This is a genomic window from Pusillimonas sp. MFBS29, from assembly GCF_020687695.1.
Taxonomy (GTDB): Bacteria; Pseudomonadota; Gammaproteobacteria; order Burkholderiales; family Burkholderiaceae_B; genus Pusillimonas_C.
Genome location: NZ_JAJEWL010000002.1, coordinates 475,353 through 496,428, shown reverse-complemented (window position 1 = coordinate 496,428; position 21,076 = coordinate 475,353). Strand labels below are relative to the sequence as shown.

Here is a 21,076-nt window from a genome sequence, read left to right as displayed (position 1 = left end):
TCCGAGACCTATCGGCGCATTGCCCAGCAGTACTTTCCCAATGCCATGATCGTGGCTGATCGCTTTCATGTCGTGCGGTTGGTGAACCAGCATTTTCTGAAGCTATGGCAGCAGCACGACCCCGAGGGGCGCAAGAACCGCGGGCTACTGAGCCTGATGCGGCGCCATCACTGGAAGCTGTCTGCGGTGCAAAAGGAGCGGTTGCACCAGTACCTGGCCCAGTCGCCGGTGTTGAAGGCTCTGTATTTTGCCAAACAGCAGTTGAATGGATTTTTGGTGATGAAGAACATGAGGGCCGGGCGAGCGCAGCGGCTGTTGCCTAAGTTCCTGGCCTTGATCCGCCAGTTCGAGCAAAGTCCAGCCAAGACGCTGGCTGCCACGTTAACATCATGGCTTGAACCGATCGTGCGGATGTGGCGATTTAGCAAATCCAACGGGATTACCGAAGGGTTCCACACGAAGATGGAGATGCTCTCACGCAGAGCGTATGGATTCAGGAACTTTGAGAATTACCGTATGAGAGTCTTGGCTCAATGCGGTTGGAATGGTGTAATTAACCGAGTGTGATGAATGCCCTGATCCCCCGATAACGGAGTAGAGCCGCAAGGTCGGTGTCGCCAGGGGCAGGGTATTGGTAATCAAACAGCGCCTGCGGGAAACCGTAGAAGTCATGGATGGTTCGGGGATTGGGCATGGCAGTGATGGCTGTGGCACCGAAATACCAGTGTGCAGAAATGACAAGCAGCGCTTTGGGCCGGGGAAGATTCCGCCCGAATGCTTGCCACGCTTCGGTATAGCCATTCTGCTCGAACGTATTCATGGGACTTCCGTGGCCGACAAACAAAGCGGGTGTCTTGCTCATGTTCATTCCTTTAACGGTTGGTAATCCTGCTTTACGCTGTTCTGCATTCTAGCGGTTCAGGATCATGTGCGCAGCAGGGCAGTCGTGCCGTGTCGCGGGCTTGCGAGCCATGAGCGGATCGTTTTCAGTGGTGGAGTACGGGCGCAAAAAAACCCGCAAAGCCTTATGCTGTGCGGGTTATGTGGCTACATGGCCGGTTGTGTGCAACCTTATATGCAACCATGTAAGCAAGTATCTGGTAGGCAGTACTGGATTCGAACCAGCGACCTCTACGATGTCAACGTAGCGCTCTAACCAACTGAGCTAACCGCCTAGAAAGAACGAGATTCTATCCTATATATTTATTGTTTGTCAAAACGGGTTTTTTCACAACACCAGAGATTCCGTTAGCCGGGGTTTATCGCGCTATTTGCGGGCTGGCCGGCAGACAGCGCCGCAACAGGTGTTACACTTGAAGAACTTCTAATTTATGTATTCAAGCCCAATGACCACTACGCGAACTACGACCAGGCATTTCTAGCTGTCGCCGCGTACGGTTTATCTGCTAACTAGCAAAACAATATTCCCAGAACGCGGCTAGTGCCGCGTTTTTGCATTTCAGGACGTTCTATGGTTCAAATTACATTGCCCGATGGTTCACAGCGCGAATATCCCGGTCCGGTCACGGTCAGCGATGTGGCGCACTCCATTGGAACGGGACTGGGTCGTGCCGCACTGGCAGGCCGCGTAAGCACCGGAGGCGCCGAAGCCCGCCTGGTAGATACCAGTTTTGTGATTGAGCAAGATGCGAACCTGGCAATCATTACTGCAAAAGACGCCGATGGTCTGGACCTCATTCGTCACTCCACGGCGCATTTGCTGGCGTACGCGGTGAAATCGCTGTTTCCCGATGCGCAAGTAACCATAGGCCCGGTAATCGACAACGGCTTTTACTACGATTTCTCGTACAAGCGTGCGTTTACGCCTGAAGATCTCGAAGCCATCGAAAAGAAAATGGCCGAACTGGCCAAGAAAGACGAAATCGTTACGCGTGAAGAGTGGATGCGCGACGACGCCGTGGAATACTTCAAGAGCATAGGCGAGCACTACAAGGCTGAAATCATTGCATCGATTCCGTCCAACGAGGCGATCAGTCTTTATCGCGAAGGCGACTTCATCGACCTGTGCCGTGGCCCGCACGTGCCTTCCACAGGCAAGCTCAAGGTTTTCAAGCTCATGAAGGTGGCCGGCGCTTATTGGCGCGGCGACAGCAACAATGAAATGTTGCAGCGTATCTACGGCACGGCCTGGGCCAGCAAGGAAGAGCAAAACGCTTACCTGACCATGCTGGAAGAGGCCGAAAGGCGCGATCACCGCAAGCTGGGCCGCGAGCTTGACCTGTTCCATTTCCAGGAAGAGGCACCGGGCCTGATTTTCTGGCACCCCAAAGGCTGGGTGCTGTGGCAGCAGGTCGAGCAATACATGCGCTCGGTGTACAGTGACAACGGCTACCAGGAAGTCAAGGCGCCGCAAATCCTTGATCTTTCCCTTTGGAAAAAAACGGGTCATTGGGACAACTACGCCGAGAACATGTTCACGACTGAGTCCGAGAATCGTGTCTATGGCCTGAAGCCCATGAACTGTCCCGGACATGTGCAGATTTTCAATGCCGGCCTGCACTCCTACCGTGAACTTCCCATACGTTACGGTGAGTTCGGGCAGTGCCATCGCAACGAGCCGTCCGGTTCCTTGCATGGCATGATGCGCGTGCGCGGCTTTACTCAAGACGACGGCCATATCTTCTGTACCGAAGATCAGCTGCAAGACGAATGCGCCGATTTCACCGCATTGCTGCAGAAGGTCTACGCCGATTTCGGCTTCACCGAGATTCTGTATAAAGTGGCAACCCGCCCTGAAAAGCGTATAGGCTCAGACGAGGTCTGGGACAAGGCAGAGCAGGCGCTCATGGAAAGTCTGAACCGCACGGGTTGTGAATACGAAATCACACCCGGTGAAGGTGCCTTCTATGGTCCGAAGATCGAATACACATTGAAAGACGCCATTGGGCGCCACTGGCAATGCGGCACCATACAGGTTGACTTCTCTATGCCGCAGCGTCTGGGTGCCGAATACGTCGATGCCGGCGATCAGCGCCGTACCCCCGTTATGTTGCACCGTGCCATACTGGGTTCGCTCGAGCGTTTCATTGGCATGTTGATAGAAAACCATGCCGGAGCCATGCCTGCCTGGCTGTCTCCCGAGCATGCCGTAGTGTGCTGCATTTCCGAGTCGTCGGCCGATTATGCGGCAGAAGTTGCTCTAGGCCTGAAAAAACAAGGGTTTAGAGCGTTTTCCGATTTGCGTGGTGAAAAAATCACCCGTAAAATCCGCGAACACAGTATGCAAAAGGTTCCTTACATACTGGTAGTCGGCGAAAAAGAGCGTGAAACCGGACAAGTAGCGGTACGCGGGCGCGGCGGTGTCGACCTGGGGGTCATGTCGGTCAACGACTTTACCGAGCACCTGCGTAATGCCATCAATACCCGTCATAATGGCGGTGAGTCCGGCCAAGCCTGATTTTTTTATTAATTCTAGGAGTTTTAGACATCGCAACCGAAAAAGCCCATCGCATCAATGGCGAAATTCGTATTCCCGAGGTGCGTCTTATTGGAGTAGACGGCGAGCAACTGGGGGTCGTAAGAACCTCCGAAGCGCTCCAGCTATCAGAGCAACACGAAGTCGACCTTGTCGAGATCGCGCCTAATGCGTCGCCGCCTGTATGCCGTCTGATGGATTACGGCAAGTTCAAATACCAAGAACAAAAACGCCAGCATGAGGCCCGTGCGAAACAGAAGGTTATCCAGGTTAAGGAAGTAAAGTTCCGTCCTGGCACCGATGAAGGTGACTATCAGGTCAAGCTGCGCAATTTGCGCCGCTTCATTGAAGATGGCGATAAAGCCAAGGTGACTTTGCGCTTCCGTGGCCGTGAAATGGCGCACCAGGAACTGGGCATGCGCGTACTCGAACGAGTGCGTGATGATCTGGCTGAAATTTGTCAGGTTGAAGCGATGCCCAAACTTGAAGGCCGCCAGATGGTCATGGTGCTTGCGCCACGCAAGAAAACCGCGCCAGGCAAGGCAGGCGACTAGGCGGCTGGCTCTGCGTCCCATTAACGCCCTTGTCGGTCAACACCGGCAAGGGCAGGCAGGTGCGTTTTATGCATGTATTGTTTGTTATCGATCCTTTACCCACGCTGAAGGCTTATAAAGACTCTTCAGTGGCAATGATGCGTGCACTGACGGCAAGGGGCCATACCCTTAGCGTCGCATATCAGCAGGGGCTGTATATCGACGAAGGCGCCGTCAAGGCCGTGTCTACAGGCATAGGTCTGGTGCCCGATGCCGATCTGCACGAGCAAGGCTGGTGGGTCGAACGGACACCATCCTGCGAGACCCTGTTGTCGGAATTCGACGCCGTGGTCATGCGCAAGGACCCCCCATTCGACATGGAATACGTGTATGCCACGCATTTGCTCGAATATGCGCAGGGGCAGGGCGCGCGGGTATTCAATTCGGGTGCAGCCATACGCAACCATCCGGAGAAGCTCACGATTACCGAGTTTGCAGAACTGACATCGCCTACGATAGTTACGCGCGATATGGCACGCTTGCGCGCCTTCCATGCCAAGTACAACGATGTCATCGTCAAGCCGCTGGACGGCATGGGCGGGACGGGCATATTCCGCATGCGCGAAGCAGAGCCCAACATCGGCGCCATACTGGAAACGCTTACCGAGAACGGTACGCGATCCATCATGGCTCAACGCTACATTCCGGAAATTGCCCAGGGCGACAAGCGTATTCTGTTGATAGGCGGCAAGCCTGTGCCTTATGCGCTGGCTCGCATACCGCTGGCAGGCGAAACGCGGGGCAACCTTGCTGCCGGCGGGCGTGGTGTGGCGCAGCCCCTGACCACGCGCGATCTCGAGATCGCCGAAATCGTCGGCTCGCGCCTTGCGGGCCGAGGACTGCTGTTGATCGGGCTGGATGTCATCGGCGATTACCTTACCGAGGTCAACGTCACGAGTCCGACTTGTTTCGTGGAAATTACCGAGCAAACCGGTTTTGATGTAGGCGACTGTTTTGCTGCAGCGCTGGAGCAGGTCGTTGCCAACAGCCCGGACGCGACTGCGGGTGCGAGTGCGGCCTGAAATGACTAGCATAGTATTGGTCATGCACGAGCCTCTTGGTTCGTCTTTCGCGTCTTGTTCGGAACACGTGCTGGGCGAGAAGCCCGATCTGACGGTATTCGATGTGCCGCCCGACGGTGATCCGGAAGTGCTGTCCAGCGAATTGGCCGGCATACTGAAGCAGACCTCTGACGGGCAGGCCACGCTGGTGCTTTGCGATATTTTTGGCGCGACACCATTCAACATTGCGAAGCGAGCGATTAAACTGGTCTCAGAGGAAGGTTACGGCGCCCATCTGATTACCGGCACCAATTTGTGCATGGTGCTTAAAGCCCTGACCGAGCGCCAGGATAACCCTGAGCAACTCAGCAAGAACGTTCAGCTAGGCGCCCAGAAAGGCATTGTCAACGCTGACAACGAATGCAAGTTCTGATCGGCCGGTTCAGGCCGATATTTCTATAAGAAAGAAACTTTATGCCATCCATTGATATCGTCATCAGCAATAAATTGGGGTTGCATGCAAGGGCCGCAGCCAAACTGACTCAGCTGGCTGGCCGCTACCAGAGCGAGATCTTCATTGCGCGCGGTGCGCAGCGCGTGAATGCCAAAAGCATCATGGGTGTCATGATGCTTGCTGCTGGGCTGGGCGTAACCGTCAAGGTCGATGCCGTCGGAGACGATGCGCAACAGGCGCTGGACGACATTCAGGCCTTGTTTAATAATAAATTCGGCGAACCGGAATAAACTACTTTCCCTTGTCAGGAACCGAAATCATGACTATGTCCGTACACACCGATACGCCGGATCTGTGCGCTTTGCTGTGCATGCAGGGGCAGGGTGTGGTCAAGGGCTATGCCATAGGGCGGGCGGCCGTCATGAGCGCTGCGGCACTCGAAGTTGCACACTATCGTATTGCCGAGCACGAAGTCGATGCTGAATGCGAGCGCCTGAAAACGGCGCTGACCAAGGCTCGCAACGAGCTGCAGCTTATGGCGGATACCTTGCCTGAAGATGCGCCACGCGAGCTGGGGCCTTTGCTTACCGTGCACGCATTGCTGCTCGATGATCCCATGCTGCTCGAGCAAACCTGTGCGCTCATCATCGAACGGCAGTACAACGCTGAATGGGCCTTGACCAGCCAGGGACAACTGCTGGTCGAGCAGTTTGCCCTCATGGAAGATGAATACCTGCGTGAACGCGCCGCAGATATTCGCCAGGTCATAGAAAGGGTATTGCGTGTGCTGTCGGGTTCCACAGCGCTTTTGCCCAACCTGCAAGCCGATCTGGGCGACGATCCGCTTATTGTGGTGGCACGTGATATTTCTCCGGCCGACATGCTGCGTTTGCGCGGCGGCCGGTTTGCTGCTTTTCTTACGGATCTGGGTGGCCCGACTTCCCATACGGCGATTGTTGCACGCAGCATGAATGTGCCGGCGGTGGTGGGGCTGGGACATTTCCGTGCGCTGGTGCGCGACGGCGATATTCTGGTTGCCGACGGATTCACCGGTGCCGTGCTGGTTAATCCTTCGGAAAAGGTACTCGAGGAATACCGGCAGCGTCAGGAAGCTTACCGGCTCCAGCGCGCCGAACTTGCCTTGCTGCGGGATACACCCGCCGAAACACTCGACGGTATTCCCATCAAGCTTGAAGCCAATATCGAGCTTCCCGAAGAGGCGCTCGAGGCAGTGGCTGCAGGTGCGGATGGCATCGGCCTGTTTCGCAGCGAGTTTCTCTTCATGGGGCGCCACGATCTGCCGTCCGAGGAAGAGCAATATCAGGCTTATTCCTCGGTGGTCAAAACCATGGGCGGACGCCCCGTCACGATACGTACTCTGGATCTGGGTGCAGACAAGAACCTTGACGGTGACGTAACGGTGGCAGCCAACCCGGCCCTGGGTCTGCGTGCCATACGGTATTGCCTGGCCAACCCTGATATTTTCAGAACCCAGCTGCGTGCCTTGCTGCGGGCATCGTTGCATGGTCATGTGCGCATACTGATTCCCATGATCTCGCATATGCACGAGGTTCGTGCCACCCAAGAGGCCATAGAGCAGGCCTGTGCCAGCCTGGATGCCGATGGCGTTCCCTATGAGCGCAATTTTTCGCTCGGTGCCATGGTCGAGATCCCCGCCATTGCGATTGCCATCGAGCCGTTCGTCGAGGCGCTGGACTTCTTGTCCATAGGAACAAACGACCTCATTCAATATACGCTTGCGATAGACCGGGGTGACAGCGAAGTAGCCGATTTGTATGACCCCATGCATCCCGCTGTGCTGCGTCTGATCGCCCACACGATCAATGCCGGCGAGCGGGCCGGCAAGCCCGTCTCGATATGTGGCGAAATGGCCGGCGATTCCACCGTTACCCGCATGCTGCTGGGCTTGGGTCTTACCGGCTTCTCCATGCATCCCCAGCAATTGCTCGACGTAAAAAATGAAGTGCGCCATGCGCACTCCAATGCCCTGCGTGTGAAAGTAGCGTCTGCCCTGAATCGGGCAGAGCGCATAGATCTGGCTACCTTGTCGGCTTGAAGGCATGTGTGGCGTGTACCCGCCACACATACTTAACGATGGTAGGCTGTTTCACCGTGGGTGCTGATATCCAGGCCTTCCCGCTCGACATCGGCACTAACCCTCAGGCCGCAAGTCTTGTCTGCAATAAAGTATGCGATCCACGCAACGATGGCTGACCAGACTATGGTAACCAGCACACCTTCAGCCTGCAGCCAAACCTGATAGGGAATTTCGCTCAGGCTTTCCAGGCGGGGGCCGCCGAGCGGCTTGGCATTGAATACGCCTGTCAGCAGCGCACCCACAATACCGCCTACGCCGTGTATACCAAACACATCCAGGGTGTCGTCTGCGCCGAGCAGGCGTTTCAGGCCATTCACACCCCATACGCATGCAGCCCCGGCGATGATGCCGATAATCAATGCCCCGCCTGGTCCAACCAGACCTGCTGCCGGCGTTATGCCCACCAAGCCCGCCACGGCGCCCGAGATGCCGCCAAGCAATGAGGGCTTGCCTTTGTATTTCCACTCGATCAGTATCCAGGCGAGCACACCGCCTGCTGTAGCGACCAGGGTATTGAAGAATGCCAGGGCTGCGGTTTCGTTGGCACTGAGTGCAGAGCCGGCGTTGAAACCAAACCAGCCCACCCACAACAGGGATGCCCCGATCATGGCCATGGGCAGGCTGTGCGGCTGCATGGATTCGCGGCCATAGCCTATCCGTTTGCCGACCACATAGGCACCCACCAGTCCTGCGATCCCGGAGTTGATATGTACGACGGTACCGCCGGCAAAATCCAGTGCCCCACGCTCAAGCAGCCAGCCTCCGGGCGCCCAGACCATATGTGCGATGGGGAGGTAGGAGAAGGTCATCCAGATAAGCGTGAAGACCATTACTGCCGAATACTTCGTACGTTCGGCGAAACCGCCTACTATCAGGGCGCAGGTAATACCCGCAAAAGTGGCCTGGAAGGCGGCAAAGCTCAGCTCGGGGATGCTGCCGGCCATTTCGAAAGTATATGTGCCCAGATCGAACATGCCGCTGAACATCAAGCGTGAGAAGCCACCTATGATGGCATTCGCTTCGGTAAAGGCGAGTGAATAACCGTATATGAACCAGAGCACGACCGCCAGTGAAAATGCCGACAGCACTTGCATCAGTACGGACAGGACGTTCTTGGCCCTGACCAGGCCGCCGTAGAATAGGGCGAGTCCGGGAACGACCATTAACAAAACCAGCAGGGTGGAAACACTCACCCACGCCAAATCGGCTTTATCCATTATTTATTCTCCAGTTGCGGACCGGTGCAGCGCATGGCTTGCAGGCCCGGAAATTTGACTTGATGGGTAAGTGGCTCAGAGTGCGCTTTCGCCGGTTTCGCCTGTGCGTATCCGTATCGCTTGTTCTATTGACGTGACGAATATCTTTCCGTCTCCGATCTTGCCGGTGTGTGCGGCAGCGCACAGGTTTTCCAGAGCCTGTTCGACCAGATGATCGGAGACAGCCATTTCAAGACGCAGCTTGGGGAGAAAATCGACCGTGTATTCTGCGCCACGATACAGTTCCGTATGACCCTTCTGGCGACCAAATCCCTTGACCTCGGTGACGGTCATGCCTTGTATTCCCAGTTCAGACAAGGCTTCACGTACCTCGTCCAGCTTGAAGGGCTTGATGATTGCGGTAATAAGCTTCATTGCAGTTCCTCGTGATGTGATGACAAGGATCAAGCAATAGTGATGCCAGTTTTTTACTACAGCTTTTGCACCGGATCGGCACTGCGGCAGGGTGCAAATGGCGCTGCAAGGGCATTAATGTGGTGCATGTCCAGGACGCTGCGCACCAAAACAGGGCATTGCAGGGATGCGCTGGAGTGTAAGCAAACAAGAGCGGCAGCCCGGATTTTGTATCGGTGTGTTCGGGGCCGTGCAAAGGGCGGAATGCTGTAAAGACTTGCCACTTAAGGGAAGTGGGGAAAAATCCCTTCAGCCAAATCAAAAAATAGAAATTAGTATTTACACTAGGTTTGATCGGTATCGGGTTTCTGTCGCTAGAATCATTTTCAAGCCAGTTGTAACAAGCTTGCCGCTGAACCGCTAGTCGCACCGGCATCAGTAGAAACAGACAGACGCGACATTGGATAAGAGAGGTAAATATGAAAAAGACTCGTACACATTTGGCTGTTATTGCCATGGTAGCTTCCATGAGCCTGCTCGCTGCATGTTCGGATGCAGACGATAGCAGCGCACCTATGGATGGTGCTGCCGGTACCGAAGCACCTGCTCCGACTCCTGCTCCTGCGCCAACACCTGCGCCAACACCCGATCCTGCTCCGGAACCAACGCCTGCTCCATCGTCGGGTTCGGCAACTGAGACTACGCCTGCGCCCACCGCCGGCGAACAGCTCTCGTCTGCTGCCGAGAAAATTGGCGATGCGGCTTCCGATGCCGCAAAGTCAACCGCTGACGCCATTAAAGACGGCGCGGCAAAAGCAGATAGCGCCATCCAGAACTCGGTTGGTGATGGCAGCCCCAACCCGGGCGTAACACCTCCCGCAGATGATTCGGCTCCCAAGTCGTAATTCTGCTGCCTGGGCCTGAATTGGCCCGATGGTATCGCCCGCGTTAAGCGGGCATTCGGAACACCCCTGCGCTGCGGCCCAGGGGTGTTTTAATATTGGGAGCAGCCTGCATTACACTAGCGGGTCGTCGCTGCAGGCAAATTCCTGTGCATGTATGAATGAATCCGGAGGTAGCAATGGTTAACCGCAATGATTGGTTTGAAGATTTTCAGAAGAATATGTCCGAGCTCATTGCCAAAAGCCCGGCGGCCGATATCGAGCGCAACGTCAAAGCCATGATGGCGCAAACATTTTCGCGTATGGATTTGATCACTCGCGAGGAATTCGATGTTCAGGCGCAGTTGCTGGAACGCGCTCTGGCCCGAATTACGGCGCTGGAGTCACGCGTGCAGGTGCTGGAAGGCCGGCCAGATACTCCCTTGCAGCCAGGGCCAGGCGCCACCGGTGCCCAATAAATCCGCTGATTCCCCTGCTTTATAGTAGTAGCGCTAATGGATGATCTGCTGCCCGGCAGGTCTTGTGGGCAGAAGGAGCGCTGCATACTGACCCCTGTGTGAAACAGTCATGGGGTTTGCATATGTCTTTAGCTGTGCTGGCCAGCCGTGCACTGTGCGGTCTTCAGGCCCTGCCGGTACGTGTCGAAGTCCATATGGCCCCAGGCCTGCCGGCTTTTCATGTGGTGGGCCTGCCCGATGCCGGCGTACGCGAAAGCCGTGAAAGGGTACGGTCGGCCATACTCAGCAGCGGTTTCGAATTTCCGGCAGGGCGTCTCACGGTCAACCTGGCGCCGGCCGATCTGCCCAAGGAATCCGGACGTTTCGATTTACCCATTGCGCTGGGTATCTTGCTTGCCTCGGGCCAAGTGCCGGAAGTGCTTTCGTCCGGTTATGCCGGCGAGCTTCAGGATTATGTCTTTGCAGGCGAATTGTCGCTAACCGGTGCCATTGCTCCGGTAGGGGCGCCGCTGGCGATTGCGCTGGCCGTGGCGCGCAGCAATCCCGATGCGGTGCTGGTCCTTCCGGCAGGGTGCGCCGGTCATGCGGCGCTGGTGCCCGGTCTTACGGTGTTGTCTGCGCCCACGCTGCTTGATGTGGCAGATCATCTCGCGGGGCTTCGGGCGCTGCCGCCTGCGCAGCCGCCGGTGCTGGCGGCGTGTCCTCATGTCGAACCCTGCCTGTCTGAAGTAAAGGGGCAGGAACTGGCGCGCCGCGTGCTCGAGATCGCGGCTGCCGGTGGTCATAGTCTGCTGATGTCGGGGCCGCCTGGTACCGGCAAAAGCATGCTGGCACACAGGTTGCCAGGCCTTTTGCCGCGTCTGGGCGCCGAGCAGGCGCTGGAAGTGTCAGCGTTGGCAGGTTTAAGTGGTCATCCGGCTACGTTTACCGACAGGCCGCCATTCAGGTCGCCGCATCACTCTGCCTCCATGCCGGCTTTGGTAGGCGGCGGTGCCTATCCCAGGCCTGGCGAGATAAGCCTGGCCCACCAGGGTGTTCTGTTTCTTGATGAGCTTCCGGAGTTCCAGCGGCGCGTTCTGGAGTCATTGCGCGAGCCGCTGGAAACCGGCGTTGTTTCCATTGCGCGCGCCTCGCGAACACTCACTTTTCCAGCCGCTTTCCAGCTGGTCGCAGCCATGAATCCCTGTCCTTGCGGCTGGCAAGGGCACAAGAAGAAAAGCTGCCGCTGCACACCGGATCGTGTCGAAGCCTACCGCAGCAGATTGTCTGGCCCCTTGCTCGACAGGGTGGATCTGCAGATCTCGCTGCCCGCGTCCGAGTCCAACTGGGTCGATTTACCTGAAGGAGAAGCCTCTGAACCCGTGCGTCTAAGGGTGGCGCAATGCAGGGCGCGTCAGCTGCAGCGGCAGGGTACGACCAACGCCAGGCTGGGGGTAGCCGATATCAGCACGCATTGCGGGCTGAATGAACAGGGCAAAATGCTGCTGGCGCAGGGTATGCAGCGCTGGAATTGGTCTGCCCGGGTCGTGCACCGGATTCTGCGGGTGGCGCGCACGCTGGCCGACATGGAGGGGCAGGGACAGATAGCGTCGGTGCATGTTGCTGAAGCCATACAATACCGGCTGCCCTGGAACGGCTAAGTTGTTGCGCGAATCAGTTAGACAAACGGCTTTAATTCATCGTATAATCAAGGGCTTTTCCAAGTGTATGCCCAATTTATGGCAACAAGCCTATTTGGGGTAGCCGGAAAAGAAATCAATAAGTGAATGCCGGGTTGTGCAAGCGCCGCCAGTTTGTTTGGGGGCCACCTACATTCATCAATCACAGAGTTACATCATGCCTAAGATGAAAACCAAGAAAGGCGCTGCCAAGCGCTTTAAGGTTCGTGGTAGCGGGTCTATCAAGCGGGGCCAGGCGTTCAAACGTCACATCCTCACCAAGAAAACAACCAAGAACAAGCGCCATCTGCGCGGTTCGGCTGCCGTTCACGATGCAGATGTGAGCGCAGTCAAGGCAATGTTGCCGTTCGCTTGATAGGAGATCTGATATGCCACGCGTAAAACGCGGCGTTACTGCCCGTGCCCGTCACAAAAAAGTTATTAAAGCAGCAAAAGGTTATCGTGGTCGCCGCGGTAATGTATTCCGTGTCGCCAAACAGGCGGTAATGAAGGCCGGGCAATATGCCTACCGTGACCGCCGCAACAAGAAGCGCACGTTCCGCGCCCTCTGGATCACCCGTATCAATGCGGCTTGCCGTGAACTGGGTGTTTCCTACAGCGTGTTCATCGCCGGCACCAAGAAAGCCTCGATTGAACTGGATCGCAAGGTTTTGGCCGACATGGCCGTAAACGATAAAGCCGGCTTTGCTGCCGTGGTTGAACAAGCCAAGTCTGCTTTGGCTGCTTGATCAATCTCGATTCTGTATTGCTGCAAACGGGGCTCTAGCGGGCTCCGTTTGTATTTGGAAACGCTACCTATGACTCCTTCGGTTGATGACCTGATCGTTCAGGCGCAAGAACAGTTTGCCCAGGCCAGTGATGCTGCGGCACTTGAAAATGCCAAGGCCCGATTTTTGGGCAAGCAGGGTGCGTTAACTGCCCTGATGAAAGGCCTGGCACAGTTGGCTCCTGATCAGAAAAAGGCCGAAGGGGCCCGTATCAACCAGGTCAAACAGCAAATCGAGGGTCTGCTCAACGCCAGGCGTCAGGAAATGGCCCAGGCTGAACTCGACAAGCGTCTGGCAGCCGAAACAATAGACGTCAGTTTGCCGGGGCGGGGCAAGGGGGTAGGGGGCATACACCCCGTCATACAATCGTGGCAGCGCGTTGAGGCCATATTCCGCTCCATCGGATTCGATGTGGCTGACGGCCCCGAAATCGAAAACGACTGGACCAACTTCACGGCCCTGAACAACCCTGAAAACCATCCTGCACGCTCGATGCAGGACACTTTCTATGTCGACATGCAGGATAGCCAGGGCTTGCCTTTGCTTCTGCGCACGCACACCAGCCCCATGCAGGTGCGCTACGCCCGCATGCACAAACCGCCCATCAAGGTTATTGCTCCGGGGCGTACCTATCGCGTAGACAGCGACGCTACTCACTCTCCTATGTTCCACCAGGTTGAAGGCCTGTGGATCGCCGAAGACATTTCTTTTGCCGACCTGAAGGGTGTTTACACGGACTTCTTGCGCGCTTTCTTTGAAACCGAAGATCTTTGCGTGCGCTTCCGCCCGTCATTCTTCCCCTTTACCGAGCCCTCGGCCGAAATCGACATGATGTTTACGTCGGGACCGAACCAGGGGCGGTGGCTCGAAATTTCCGGCTCGGGCCAGGTGCACCCGCAGGTGGTGCGCAATTTCGGGCTCGACCCTGAGCGCTATATCGGTTTCGCATTTGGTTCAGGGCTGGAACGCCTGACTATGTTGCGCTATGGCGTCAATGATTTGCGCCAGTTCTTTGAAGGCGATTTACGCTTTCTGCGCCAGTTCAACCGCTGAAAACCTGCAAACAGGCGGCACTGCGCCTGATCGCGGCCGGCCTGGCCCCGCTGTAAAACGAATACGACGAGTACATTATGCAATTTCCTGAGTCCTGGCTACGTGCTTTTGCAAATCCCGACCTAGACACCGACGCCTTGTCGCATCGCTTGACGATGGCGGGTCTTGAAGTCGAGGAAACCACCACGGTGGCGCCTCCCTTCAGCGGTGTGGTGGTTGCGCATATCAAGGAGATTGCGGCTCACCCCAACGCCGACAAGCTGCGCATTTGCCAGGTCGACGATGGCTCAGGCGAGCTGCTGCAGATTGTTTGTGGTGCGCCCAATGCGGCAGCCGGCCTCAAGGTGCCGCTGGCTCGCGTAGGTGCCGAACTGCCCGGCGGCATGAAGATCGGCGTTGCCAAAATGCGAGGTGTGGCCTCTGCGGGCATGCTGTGCTCGGCGCGCGAGCTTGGTCTGTCACAAGACCACGCAGGTTTGCTCGAGCTCGATCCGGAGGCCCCGGTCGGCGTATCCATACGTACTGCGCTTGATCTGGACGACACGCTGTTCACCCTGAAAATGACCCCCAACCGGGCCGACTGCCTGTCCATTCTGGGTGTGGCACGCGAAGTGTCTGCCCTGACCGGCGTGCCGCTGACACGTCCCGCGTTTGAGCCAGTACCCGTTACCCTGGACGATCGTCTTTCAGTGAGCGTACAGGCGCCTGACCTTTGTGGACGCTTTGCCGGCCGCGTCATTCGCGGCGTCAATGCGCGCGCAGCCACTCCTGACTGGATGAAAACACGTCTGGAGCGTGCGGGGCAACGCTCCATTTCAGCGCTGGTCGATATTTCGAACTATGTCATGCTGGAATTGGGTCGGCCCACTCACGTCTTCGACCTGAAGCGCATACAAGGCGGCCTGACCGTACGCTGGGCGCAACAAGGCGAGCAGCTGGAACTGCTGAACGGACAAACCGTTACCCTTGAGCCTGATGTCGGTGTAATTGCAGCGGGCGATGCCGTCGAAAGTCTGGCAGGCATCATGGGCGGTGAAGCCACCGCCGTGACGCTGGATACGACCGATATCTATCTGGAAGGTGCTTTCTGGTGGCCGGAAGCCATCATGGGTCGCCCGCGTCGTTATAAATTCAGTTCCGAAGCCAGCCATCGCTTCGAGCGGGGCGTTGACTTTGCTTCGATCACCGACGATCTGGAGTTCATGACCCGCCTGCTGGTTGACATCTGCGGTGGCCAGGTCGGCCCTCTGGATGATCAGGTAATCAACTTGCCGGCGCGCGAGCCGGTATCCATGCGTTTGTCACGCTGCCACAAGGTTCTTGGGGTGCAGGTTTCGAGTGCGGAAATAGCAACCATTTTTACCAACCTGGGCCTGCCTTTCGAGGTTCAGGAAGGCGACGTGTTCGTCGTCAGCCCGCCATCTTATCGATTTGACCTCTTCATCGAAGAGGACCTGATCGAGGAAGTGGCGCGTGTATATGGCTTTGAGCGTATTCCCGATGTGCCTCCTGTAGCACGTGCGCACATGCTGGCCAGCCCTGAAGTGCTGCGTGGGCCGCACGCCTTGCGTGCGAGCATGGCAAGCCAGGACTATCAGGAAGTCATCAATTTTGCTTTCGTGGAAGAGTCCTGGGAGCGCGACTTTGCAGGTAACGACAATCCGATCAGGTTGTTGAACCCGATCGCCAGCCAACTGGCGGTCATGCGGTCCAGTCTGATGGGCGGCTTGCTGGCCAATATCGTGCACAATGCCAACCGCAAGCAAAGCCGTGTTCGGGTGTTTGAGCTCGGGCGTGTTTTTGCGCGCGATGACCAGGTCGCCGATGGCGGTCTGACGGTGGCCGGCATCAATCAGCCCCAGCGCCTGGCTGGTGCTGCCTGGGGGCCTGCCGTGGAAGAGCAATGGGGCACTCCATCGCGTCCCGTTGATTTCTATGATGTCCGCAATGATGTTGAATGCCTGCTGGGTGCACGGGCCGGCAATCTGGTGTGTGTCGCCGATACGCATCCCGCCCTGCATCCGGGTCGTTCGGCCAGGCTGGAACTCGATGGCAAGGCTATCGGCTGGCTGGGCGAGTTGCATCCGCGTTGGGCCCAGCAGTACGATCTTGCACACGCGCCAGTAGTGTTCGAGCTGGATGTCGAGGCGATTTCCGTTGGTGAATTGCCCGTACCTGCAGAGCTTTCACGTCAGCCTGTGGTGATTCGCGATCTGGCGGTATTGGTCGATCTGGATGTGTCGTACCAGGATTTGTTAAATACACTTACTCGCGCGATCGAATCTAATGCTACTCTTGGCATCGTCAAAGATATTAAACTGTTCGACGTGTGGCGAGATAAATCGGCCCAAACAGCCGAGAAAAGTATGGCCTTCCGTTTCTGGCTTCAGAATCCGGAAGCTACACTCGACGATGCCACCGTTGAACAATGCATGACACTGCTGCTTGATGCGCTGGTCAGTGCCCACGGCGTACGCCAGCGCGCATAAGGAACAACAAATTATGAATCCGGAACGTACCCTGACCAAGGCTGAGCTGGCGGAGTTGCTGTTTGACCGCGTGGGATTGAACAAGCGTGAAGCCAAGGATATTCTCGATACCTTCTTCGAGGAAATTCGCGACTCGCTTGCGCGCGGTGTCGAGGTCAAGTTGTCCGGTTTCGGTAATTTCCAGGTGCGCGACAAGCCGCCTCGTCCCGGACGCAATCCAAAAACCGGCGAAGTCATCCCTATCGCGGCGCGCCGGGTCGTTACTTTTCATGCCAGCCAGAAACTCAAGGTTGTTGTCGAATCAGCCGGCAAGACCCCTGCATCCATCGGGTAACACATGAGCACCAGCGAAACTCCAGTCACTTTGCCGCCCATCCCGGCCAAGCGCTACTTCACCATTGGCGAGGTCAGCGACCTTTGCTGCGTCAAGCCCCACGTGCTGCGCTACTGGGAACAGGAGTTTACGCAGCTCAAGCCGGTGAAGCGCCGTGGCAACCGACGCTACTACCAGCACCACGAAGTGCTGCTGATCCGTCGCATACGCGACCTGCTGTACGAGCAGGGTTTCACCATAAGCGGTGCACGTAACCGGCTGGGTGATCTGAACGAAGTTCCGCATGACCAGGATGCAGCAGTACGGCTTTCCGGTGCGGAACTGCAGGCTTTGCGCAATGATCTGAGTGCAGTCAAGGACATGCTTTCCCAGGCGCTTGAGCAAACCTCCGGCACCGAACCCATCCAGAACACCTTGCCAACCTGATGGATATTCCCTGCCAGTGCAGGGAGCTATTCCAGCAACCCCGGTATCGCCCTGAGCGAAACCGGGGTTTTGTATTTTTTAGACAATTTTTGTCATATTGATGTCAAAAATCTACAAAAACTAATAAAGGGCTAAATGTTTGGACAAACGGGTCGCAGCACCGTAACTTTATGCCTGTCCCTGTTTATGCTGCGCGCCGGGTCGATTGTTTGTGCCTGTCCGTCACGCCTCTCATGTATTACCCTCCTCCGGTCATTCAAATAGAAGAAAACAACGAGCAACAACTGCTGACAGCGGTGAAGCAGTATGTCGCAAATGGCCCGGCAACGCTTGGCCTCGATGATTTGGCACACGTCACTGGCTGCAATAAAAAGCAACTGTCAAACATCTTTCGCAAGCAGTACGGAATCAGCCTGTCGCAATTCCTGCGCGAGGAGCGCATGTGCCGGGCGCAACGCCTTTTGGTGCAGACGTCACTGGGTATACACGGGATTGCGCAGCGTCTGGGCTATTCCAGTACCGCCAATTTCTCTAACGCTTTTCGCGATCACGTCGGTATGTCGCCAAGTGAATTTCGCGAGAATGCGCCGATAGAATCGATCACGGCCTTGCAAGGCTCAATGCGGTGGTCGTCATCGTCCGAGATCTGATGGAGCCGTACTGACGGCATGCCGCCAGTGCGGGCTTGCTGGACTCCCGGCAAGCACAGTGTAGAATCGGCGAGGACTATATCCGGGGTTCCGCCATGACACTTTCTGTATTCGATATTTTCAAGATAGGCATAGGGCCGTCAAGCTCGCACACTGTGGGCCCCATGCGTGCCGCGCGCAATTTTGCCCGCAACCTTCAGGGGCGCGGCCTGCTGGAGCAGGTGGCAACACTGAATGTAGCGCTGTATGGCTCTCTTGCCGAAACAGGGCGCGGTCACGGCACCGATGTAGGCATTATGCTCGGACTCATGGGCGCCTCGCCCGATACCGTAGAGCCCTCTGATAGCGGTCGCCTGATTGGCCAGATCAAAACGACCGGAAAGCTGGAGCTCTGGGGCGCCCATGCCATTGCGTTCGATCCCGCACGGGCCTTTTCCTACCGGATCAAGCCTATGGTCGAGCATCCGAACGGCATGCGCTTTCAGGCGTTCGATGGCAGCGGAACCAGCATCAGTGATGAGCGCTATGTGTCCATCGGAGGTGGTTTCATACGCGCCCTGGACGTCATTGAAACCGATGAAACCGTCCCTCAGCATGATCCTGTTCCATATGAGTTCTCGACCGGGGCACAGTTGATGGACATTTGCGCTTCAAAGAACCTTTCGATTGCGCAGATCATGATGGCCAACGAAACTGCACTGGCCCCCGAGCACGAGGTCAGGCAAGGTGTGTTGCATATAGCCGATGTCATGAATGCCTGTATAGACCGGGGTTGCGGCATCGACAATCCGCAGGCCGGCCAGATCCTGCCTGGCGGGTTGAAAGTGCGTCGCAGGGCCCCTGCGTTGTATCGCGAATTGCTCAGGGATTCAAACAAGGCCGATGTCCTGTACGCCATGGACTGGGTCAATTTGTTTGCCATGGCGGTAAACGAAGAAAACGCGGCCAGCGGTCGCGTCGTGACGGCGCCCACCAACGGAGCGGCAGGCCTGTTGCCGGCGGTATTGCGGTATTACCAGAAATTCATACCCGGCTATAACGAGCAAGGCGTAATCGATTTTCTCCTGACCGCCGCAGCCGTGGGCTTTCTGTACAAGCAGAATGCGTCGATTTCAGGGGCAGAAGTAGGGTGCCAGGGTGAAGTGGGCGTAGCCTGTTCCATGGCTGCCGCTGGGTTGGCAGCCGTTTTGGGCGGCACGGCGCAGCAGGTGGAAAATGCCGCAGAGATCGGCATGGAGCACAATCTGGGCCTCACCTGCGACCCTATCGGAGGGCTGGTTCAGATTCCCTGCATCGAACGCAATGCCATGGGCGCAGTCAAGGCCATCAATGCAGCAAGGCTGGCGCTGCAGGGCGACGGCGTACATCACGTATCCCTCGATGCAGTCATAGAGACCATGCGCCAGACCGGTGCCGACATGCGCACCAAGTACAAGGAAACTTCTCGTGGCGGCCTGGCTGTTAATGTGGTGCTGTGCTAGCGACCTTGTCTGGCTCAGCTTGTGCAGGCGCGCCGAAAGTTACCATGCGGCCTATGAAAAGTATGGGCCCGCTTGGGCTGGCCGTGGGTGAGCCGCCTTTTGGTTCCAGCGTCATTTCGAAAATTTGATCAGGGCCTATGCTACCCATCAGCGACCCCGGTACCGTAACGGGCTGATTCGGATCGATCAGGCCCAAAGAGCGAGCTTCCGGGATGGTCTTGTTATAGGTCCATAGCTGCACCGAGGCATCGGACGGAATATCGCTGCGAACCTTCGGGCTCATCAATATATTGTTGTTCGGATCTACCGTAACGACCCAGGCCGGCGTAGAGCTGCTTCCGGGCGCCTGCAATATGGCCGCCTGTGTGGGAGCCACCTGGACGATATTGATGGGTGGGGGAACGGGTTCGGATGGAATCAGGGCGAGTGCCAGGGCAAGCAATGCGAAAACCACCGTTGCACAACGCCAGAACCAGATATTGCCTTGCTTTGCGCACTTGCCTCGGCTAGCTTGCGAACTGACACGCCGTTCGGAGGGCTCAACACTGATATGCAGTTCAGGCTCGCTCTGCGTGGCATCGTCCTCAGGCTGCGTATCTGGTGTGGTAATCGTGTCGGAAGATGATAAGGGTGGGGTCGGGGCTGCGTTTGTGCGGGTCGTGGGTACAGAGGGTGTCCCGGTGCTGACTGGCGCTGCAGCGGGCTCCGGAATTACGGGGGTGGTCTGGGTATGAATGGCAGCACTTTCAGGCGCGGGCCGGCTGTCGCTGTCGGGCTTGCGATACAGGCTCGCCGGCGTGGGCATGACATCATGCCCCAGACTGCTTTGTATCCGCTGCAGCAGCAGCGGTGAAGGATCTACCGGCGCCAGCAGATCGGTGAGTTCAAGCAGGCTTTCTTCCCAGGCCAGCGCAGTGCGGGCGGCATCTTGTTCGTTGGCCAGCAGGGCATGCGCCTGAGCCGTTTCGTTGGTATTCAACAGGCCCAGCGTGTATTCGGCCAGGAGAACGGGGTGGGGGGTGCTGCTGCTCATGCTTGTTGCTGCTCCGCGAGCCTGGCCAGCCCTTTTTGTACACGTGCCTTGATATTAGGCGCCGATGCCTTCAGACGCTCGGAAATTTGTTCGTAGTCGTAGCCGTGGTAATAGGCCAGCAGTATGGCCTGGCGTGGAATCTCGTCCAGTTCGTTCAGGGCCTGTGGCAGGCTGTCGGGATCGCCGTGAGGAGGAAGGGCAGGTAGCGCTTCGGACCACGATGCCAGACCAGGGCGTGCGCGACCGGTCTGGCGCAGTTTCATCAGGGCCCGGTAGCGAAGTATGCTGTGCATCCAGGCACGGGCACCGCTTGTTTGCGGGTCGTAGCCGTCTGCATTCTTCCAGATCAGGACGAAGGCGTCGCGAACGAGTTCTTCTGCGCTTGCGCGCTCGGTGAGCATCTTCAGGCCCAGCGCCAGCATGTGCGGGGCCTCTCGCTGGTACAGGTGCTGGAAGGCGTGTTGATCGCCCTGCGCGCACGCCAGCAGCGCAGCTTCGTAGTCAAAAGGTGGAACAGCCATACATTCTCCGATACGCCCCCGTCGGGGTAGAGGGTATTGTATTAGCTGTTCCGGCCTCGTTTGAGTGCAA

General features: G+C 57.0%; 23 protein-coding genes and 1 tRNA gene. 18 read left to right on the top strand and 6 right to left on the bottom strand.

Translation table 11 applies throughout. The features are described from left to right. A partial coding sequence (locus LKR43_RS05030) for a transposase (protein ID WP_227682797.1) occupies window positions 1-567 on the top strand: 567 nt, incomplete at its 5' end. On the opposite strand, the gene LKR43_RS05025 is transcribed toward LKR43_RS05030, so the two are convergent. Next, on the bottom strand, window positions 554-862 hold the full coding sequence (locus LKR43_RS05025; protein ID WP_227682795.1) for a dioxygenase: 309 nt from the start codon (window positions 860-862) through the stop codon (window positions 554-556). The two genes, LKR43_RS05030 and LKR43_RS05025, sit on opposite strands and share 14 nt — an antisense overlap. A gap of 236 nt (window positions 863-1,098) precedes the next feature. Then, window positions 1,099-1,175 (bottom strand) — tRNA-Val (locus LKR43_RS05020). 296 nt (window positions 1,176-1,471) lie between these two features. Here LKR43_RS05020 and thrS point away from each other — a divergent pair. The 6 genes from thrS (at window position 1,472) to ptsP (ending at window position 7,561) form a co-directional block, all read left to right on the top strand. Beyond that, entirely contained in the window at window positions 1,472-3,418 is a 1,947-nt protein-coding gene (gene thrS / locus LKR43_RS05015) for a threonine--tRNA ligase (protein ID WP_227682793.1), read from the top strand. Continuing rightward, window positions 3,418-3,990, top strand: a complete 573-nt coding sequence (gene infC / locus LKR43_RS05010; protein WP_370632068.1) for a translation initiation factor IF-3 — start codon at window positions 3,418-3,420, stop codon at window positions 3,988-3,990. The genes thrS and infC overlap by 1 nt, the downstream gene beginning before the upstream one ends. 68 nt (window positions 3,991-4,058) lie before the next feature. Then, a complete protein-coding gene (gene gshB / locus LKR43_RS05005; RefSeq protein ID WP_227682791.1) occupies window positions 4,059-5,051 on the top strand; it encodes a glutathione synthase in 993 nt (330 codons plus the stop codon). 1 nt (window position 5,052) lies between these two features. Then, window positions 5,053-5,463 (top strand): PTS sugar transporter subunit IIA, encoded by a 411-nt coding sequence (locus tag LKR43_RS05000; protein WP_227682789.1) that lies wholly within the window; start codon window positions 5,053-5,055, stop codon window positions 5,461-5,463. A gap of 41 nt (window positions 5,464-5,504) precedes the next feature. Beyond that, window positions 5,505-5,774, top strand: coding sequence for an HPr family phosphocarrier protein (locus tag LKR43_RS04995; RefSeq protein WP_227682788.1), 270 nt, complete (start codon window positions 5,505-5,507; stop codon window positions 5,772-5,774). A 95-nt stretch (window positions 5,775-5,869) separates the two neighbouring features. Next, on the top strand, window positions 5,870-7,561 hold the full coding sequence (ptsP, locus tag LKR43_RS04990; protein WP_227682837.1) for a phosphoenolpyruvate--protein phosphotransferase: 1,692 nt from the start codon (window positions 5,870-5,872) through the stop codon (window positions 7,559-7,561). Between the two features lie 32 nt (window positions 7,562-7,593). Here the strand turns inward: ptsP and LKR43_RS04985 are convergent, their stop codons facing one another. Continuing rightward, entirely contained in the window at window positions 7,594-8,820 is a 1,227-nt protein-coding gene (locus tag LKR43_RS04985; RefSeq protein WP_227682786.1) for an ammonium transporter, read from the bottom strand. A 75-nt stretch (window positions 8,821-8,895) separates the two neighbouring features. After that, entirely contained in the window at window positions 8,896-9,234 is a 339-nt protein-coding gene (locus LKR43_RS04980; protein WP_227682784.1) for a P-II family nitrogen regulator, read from the bottom strand. Between the two features lie 458 nt (window positions 9,235-9,692). On the opposite strand from LKR43_RS04980, the gene LKR43_RS04975 reads away from it, so the two are divergent. The 11 genes from LKR43_RS04975 to LKR43_RS04925 all read left to right on the top strand — a co-directional run bounded on the left by LKR43_RS04975 (window position 9,693) and on the right by LKR43_RS04925 (window position 19,452). Next, window positions 9,693-10,118: a hypothetical protein gene (locus tag LKR43_RS04975; RefSeq protein WP_227682782.1), complete on the top strand. Its 426-nt coding sequence runs from the start codon at window positions 9,693-9,695 to the stop codon at window positions 10,116-10,118. 176 nt (window positions 10,119-10,294) lie between these two features. Beyond that, window positions 10,295-10,573 carry an accessory factor UbiK family protein gene (locus LKR43_RS04970; RefSeq protein ID WP_227682781.1) on the top strand — a complete coding sequence of 93 codons (279 nt, stop codon included), beginning with the start codon at window positions 10,295-10,297 and terminating at the stop codon, window positions 10,571-10,573. 122 nt (window positions 10,574-10,695) lie between these two features. Continuing rightward, window positions 10,696-12,213, top strand: a complete 1,518-nt coding sequence (locus LKR43_RS04965) for a YifB family Mg chelatase-like AAA ATPase (RefSeq protein WP_227682779.1) — start codon at window positions 10,696-10,698, stop codon at window positions 12,211-12,213. A gap of 196 nt (window positions 12,214-12,409) precedes the next feature. Beyond that, window positions 12,410-12,607 (top strand): 50S ribosomal protein L35, encoded by a 198-nt coding sequence (rpmI, locus tag LKR43_RS04960; RefSeq protein WP_227682778.1) that lies wholly within the window; start codon window positions 12,410-12,412, stop codon window positions 12,605-12,607. A gap of 13 nt (window positions 12,608-12,620) precedes the next feature. Then, window positions 12,621-12,980 carry a 50S ribosomal protein L20 gene (gene rplT, locus LKR43_RS04955; protein WP_227682776.1) on the top strand — a complete coding sequence of 120 codons (360 nt, stop codon included), beginning with the start codon at window positions 12,621-12,623 and terminating at the stop codon, window positions 12,978-12,980. 69 nt (window positions 12,981-13,049) lie between these two features. Continuing rightward, entirely contained in the window at window positions 13,050-14,072 is a 1,023-nt protein-coding gene (gene pheS, locus LKR43_RS04950) for a phenylalanine--tRNA ligase subunit alpha (protein ID WP_227682775.1), read from the top strand. Window positions 14,073-14,149: 77 nt separating this feature from the next. After that, window positions 14,150-16,561, top strand: coding sequence for a phenylalanine--tRNA ligase subunit beta (gene pheT, locus LKR43_RS04945; protein ID WP_227682773.1), 2,412 nt, complete (start codon window positions 14,150-14,152; stop codon window positions 16,559-16,561). Between the two features lie 13 nt (window positions 16,562-16,574). Further along, window positions 16,575-16,895, top strand: a complete 321-nt coding sequence (locus tag LKR43_RS04940; protein ID WP_227682771.1) for an integration host factor subunit alpha — start codon at window positions 16,575-16,577, stop codon at window positions 16,893-16,895. A gap of 3 nt (window positions 16,896-16,898) precedes the next feature. Next, window positions 16,899-17,321, top strand: coding sequence for a MerR family transcriptional regulator (locus LKR43_RS04935; RefSeq protein ID WP_227682769.1), 423 nt, complete (start codon window positions 16,899-16,901; stop codon window positions 17,319-17,321). 209 nt (window positions 17,322-17,530) lie between these two features. After that, the gene (locus LKR43_RS04930; protein ID WP_227682768.1) at window positions 17,531-17,971 is read left to right on the top strand and encodes a helix-turn-helix transcriptional regulator; all 441 of its coding nucleotides are present in this window, start codon (window positions 17,531-17,533) and stop codon (window positions 17,969-17,971) included. Between the two features lie 95 nt (window positions 17,972-18,066). Beyond that, window positions 18,067-19,452, top strand: a complete 1,386-nt coding sequence (locus LKR43_RS04925) for an L-serine ammonia-lyase (RefSeq protein ID WP_227682766.1) — start codon at window positions 18,067-18,069, stop codon at window positions 19,450-19,452. Here LKR43_RS04925 and LKR43_RS04920 read toward each other — a convergent pair. After that, window positions 19,433-20,485: an anti-sigma factor domain-containing protein gene (locus LKR43_RS04920; protein WP_227682763.1), complete on the bottom strand. Its 1,053-nt coding sequence runs from the start codon at window positions 20,483-20,485 to the stop codon at window positions 19,433-19,435. The two genes, LKR43_RS04925 and LKR43_RS04920, sit on opposite strands and share 20 nt — an antisense overlap. Next, the gene (locus tag LKR43_RS04915; protein ID WP_227682762.1) at window positions 20,482-21,006 is read right to left on the bottom strand and encodes a sigma factor-like helix-turn-helix DNA-binding protein; all 525 of its coding nucleotides are present in this window, start codon (window positions 21,004-21,006) and stop codon (window positions 20,482-20,484) included. The genes LKR43_RS04920 and LKR43_RS04915 overlap by 4 nt, the downstream gene beginning before the upstream one ends. Window positions 21,007-21,076 lie beyond the last annotated feature (70 nt).

Excerpts from the sequence above, each read along its gene's own strand:
- pheS (WP_227682775.1), top strand. The coding sequence starts at position 13,050 with ATGACTCCTTCGGTTGATGACCTGATCGTTCAGGCGCAAGAACAGTTT.
- LKR43_RS04935 (WP_227682769.1), top strand. The coding sequence starts at position 16,899 with ATGAGCACCAGCGAAACTCCAGTCACTTTGCCGCCCATCCCGGCCAAG.
- LKR43_RS04980 (WP_227682784.1), bottom strand. The coding sequence starts at position 9,234 with ATGAAGCTTATTACCGCAATCATCAAGCCCTTCAAGCTGGACGAGGTA.
- LKR43_RS04940 (WP_227682771.1), top strand. The coding sequence starts at position 16,575 with ATGAATCCGGAACGTACCCTGACCAAGGCTGAGCTGGCGGAGTTGCTG.
- LKR43_RS04925 (WP_227682766.1), top strand. The coding sequence starts at position 18,067 with ATGACACTTTCTGTATTCGATATTTTCAAGATAGGCATAGGGCCGTCA.
- LKR43_RS04970 (WP_227682781.1), top strand. The coding sequence starts at position 10,295 with ATGGTTAACCGCAATGATTGGTTTGAAGATTTTCAGAAGAATATGTCC.
- rplT (WP_227682776.1), top strand. The coding sequence starts at position 12,621 with ATGCCACGCGTAAAACGCGGCGTTACTGCCCGTGCCCGTCACAAAAAA.
- LKR43_RS04995 (WP_227682788.1), top strand. The coding sequence starts at position 5,505 with ATGCCATCCATTGATATCGTCATCAGCAATAAATTGGGGTTGCATGCA.
- LKR43_RS04965 (WP_227682779.1), top strand. The coding sequence starts at position 10,696 with ATGTCTTTAGCTGTGCTGGCCAGCCGTGCACTGTGCGGTCTTCAGGCC.
- LKR43_RS04920 (WP_227682763.1), bottom strand. The coding sequence starts at position 20,485 with ATGAGCAGCAGCACCCCCCACCCCGTTCTCCTGGCCGAATACACGCTG.
- LKR43_RS04975 (WP_227682782.1), top strand. The coding sequence starts at position 9,693 with ATGAAAAAGACTCGTACACATTTGGCTGTTATTGCCATGGTAGCTTCC.
- rpmI (WP_227682778.1), top strand. The coding sequence starts at position 12,410 with ATGCCTAAGATGAAAACCAAGAAAGGCGCTGCCAAGCGCTTTAAGGTT.
- LKR43_RS05025 (WP_227682795.1), bottom strand. The coding sequence starts at position 862 with ATGAGCAAGACACCCGCTTTGTTTGTCGGCCACGGAAGTCCCATGAAT.
- gshB (WP_227682791.1), top strand. The coding sequence starts at position 4,059 with ATGCATGTATTGTTTGTTATCGATCCTTTACCCACGCTGAAGGCTTAT.
- pheT (WP_227682773.1), top strand. The coding sequence starts at position 14,150 with ATGCAATTTCCTGAGTCCTGGCTACGTGCTTTTGCAAATCCCGACCTA.
- LKR43_RS05000 (WP_227682789.1), top strand. The coding sequence starts at position 5,053 with ATGACTAGCATAGTATTGGTCATGCACGAGCCTCTTGGTTCGTCTTTC.
- thrS (WP_227682793.1), top strand. The coding sequence starts at position 1,472 with ATGGTTCAAATTACATTGCCCGATGGTTCACAGCGCGAATATCCCGGT.
- LKR43_RS04915 (WP_227682762.1), bottom strand. The coding sequence starts at position 21,006 with ATGGCTGTTCCACCTTTTGACTACGAAGCTGCGCTGCTGGCGTGCGCG.
- LKR43_RS04985 (WP_227682786.1), bottom strand. The coding sequence starts at position 8,820 with ATGGATAAAGCCGATTTGGCGTGGGTGAGTGTTTCCACCCTGCTGGTT.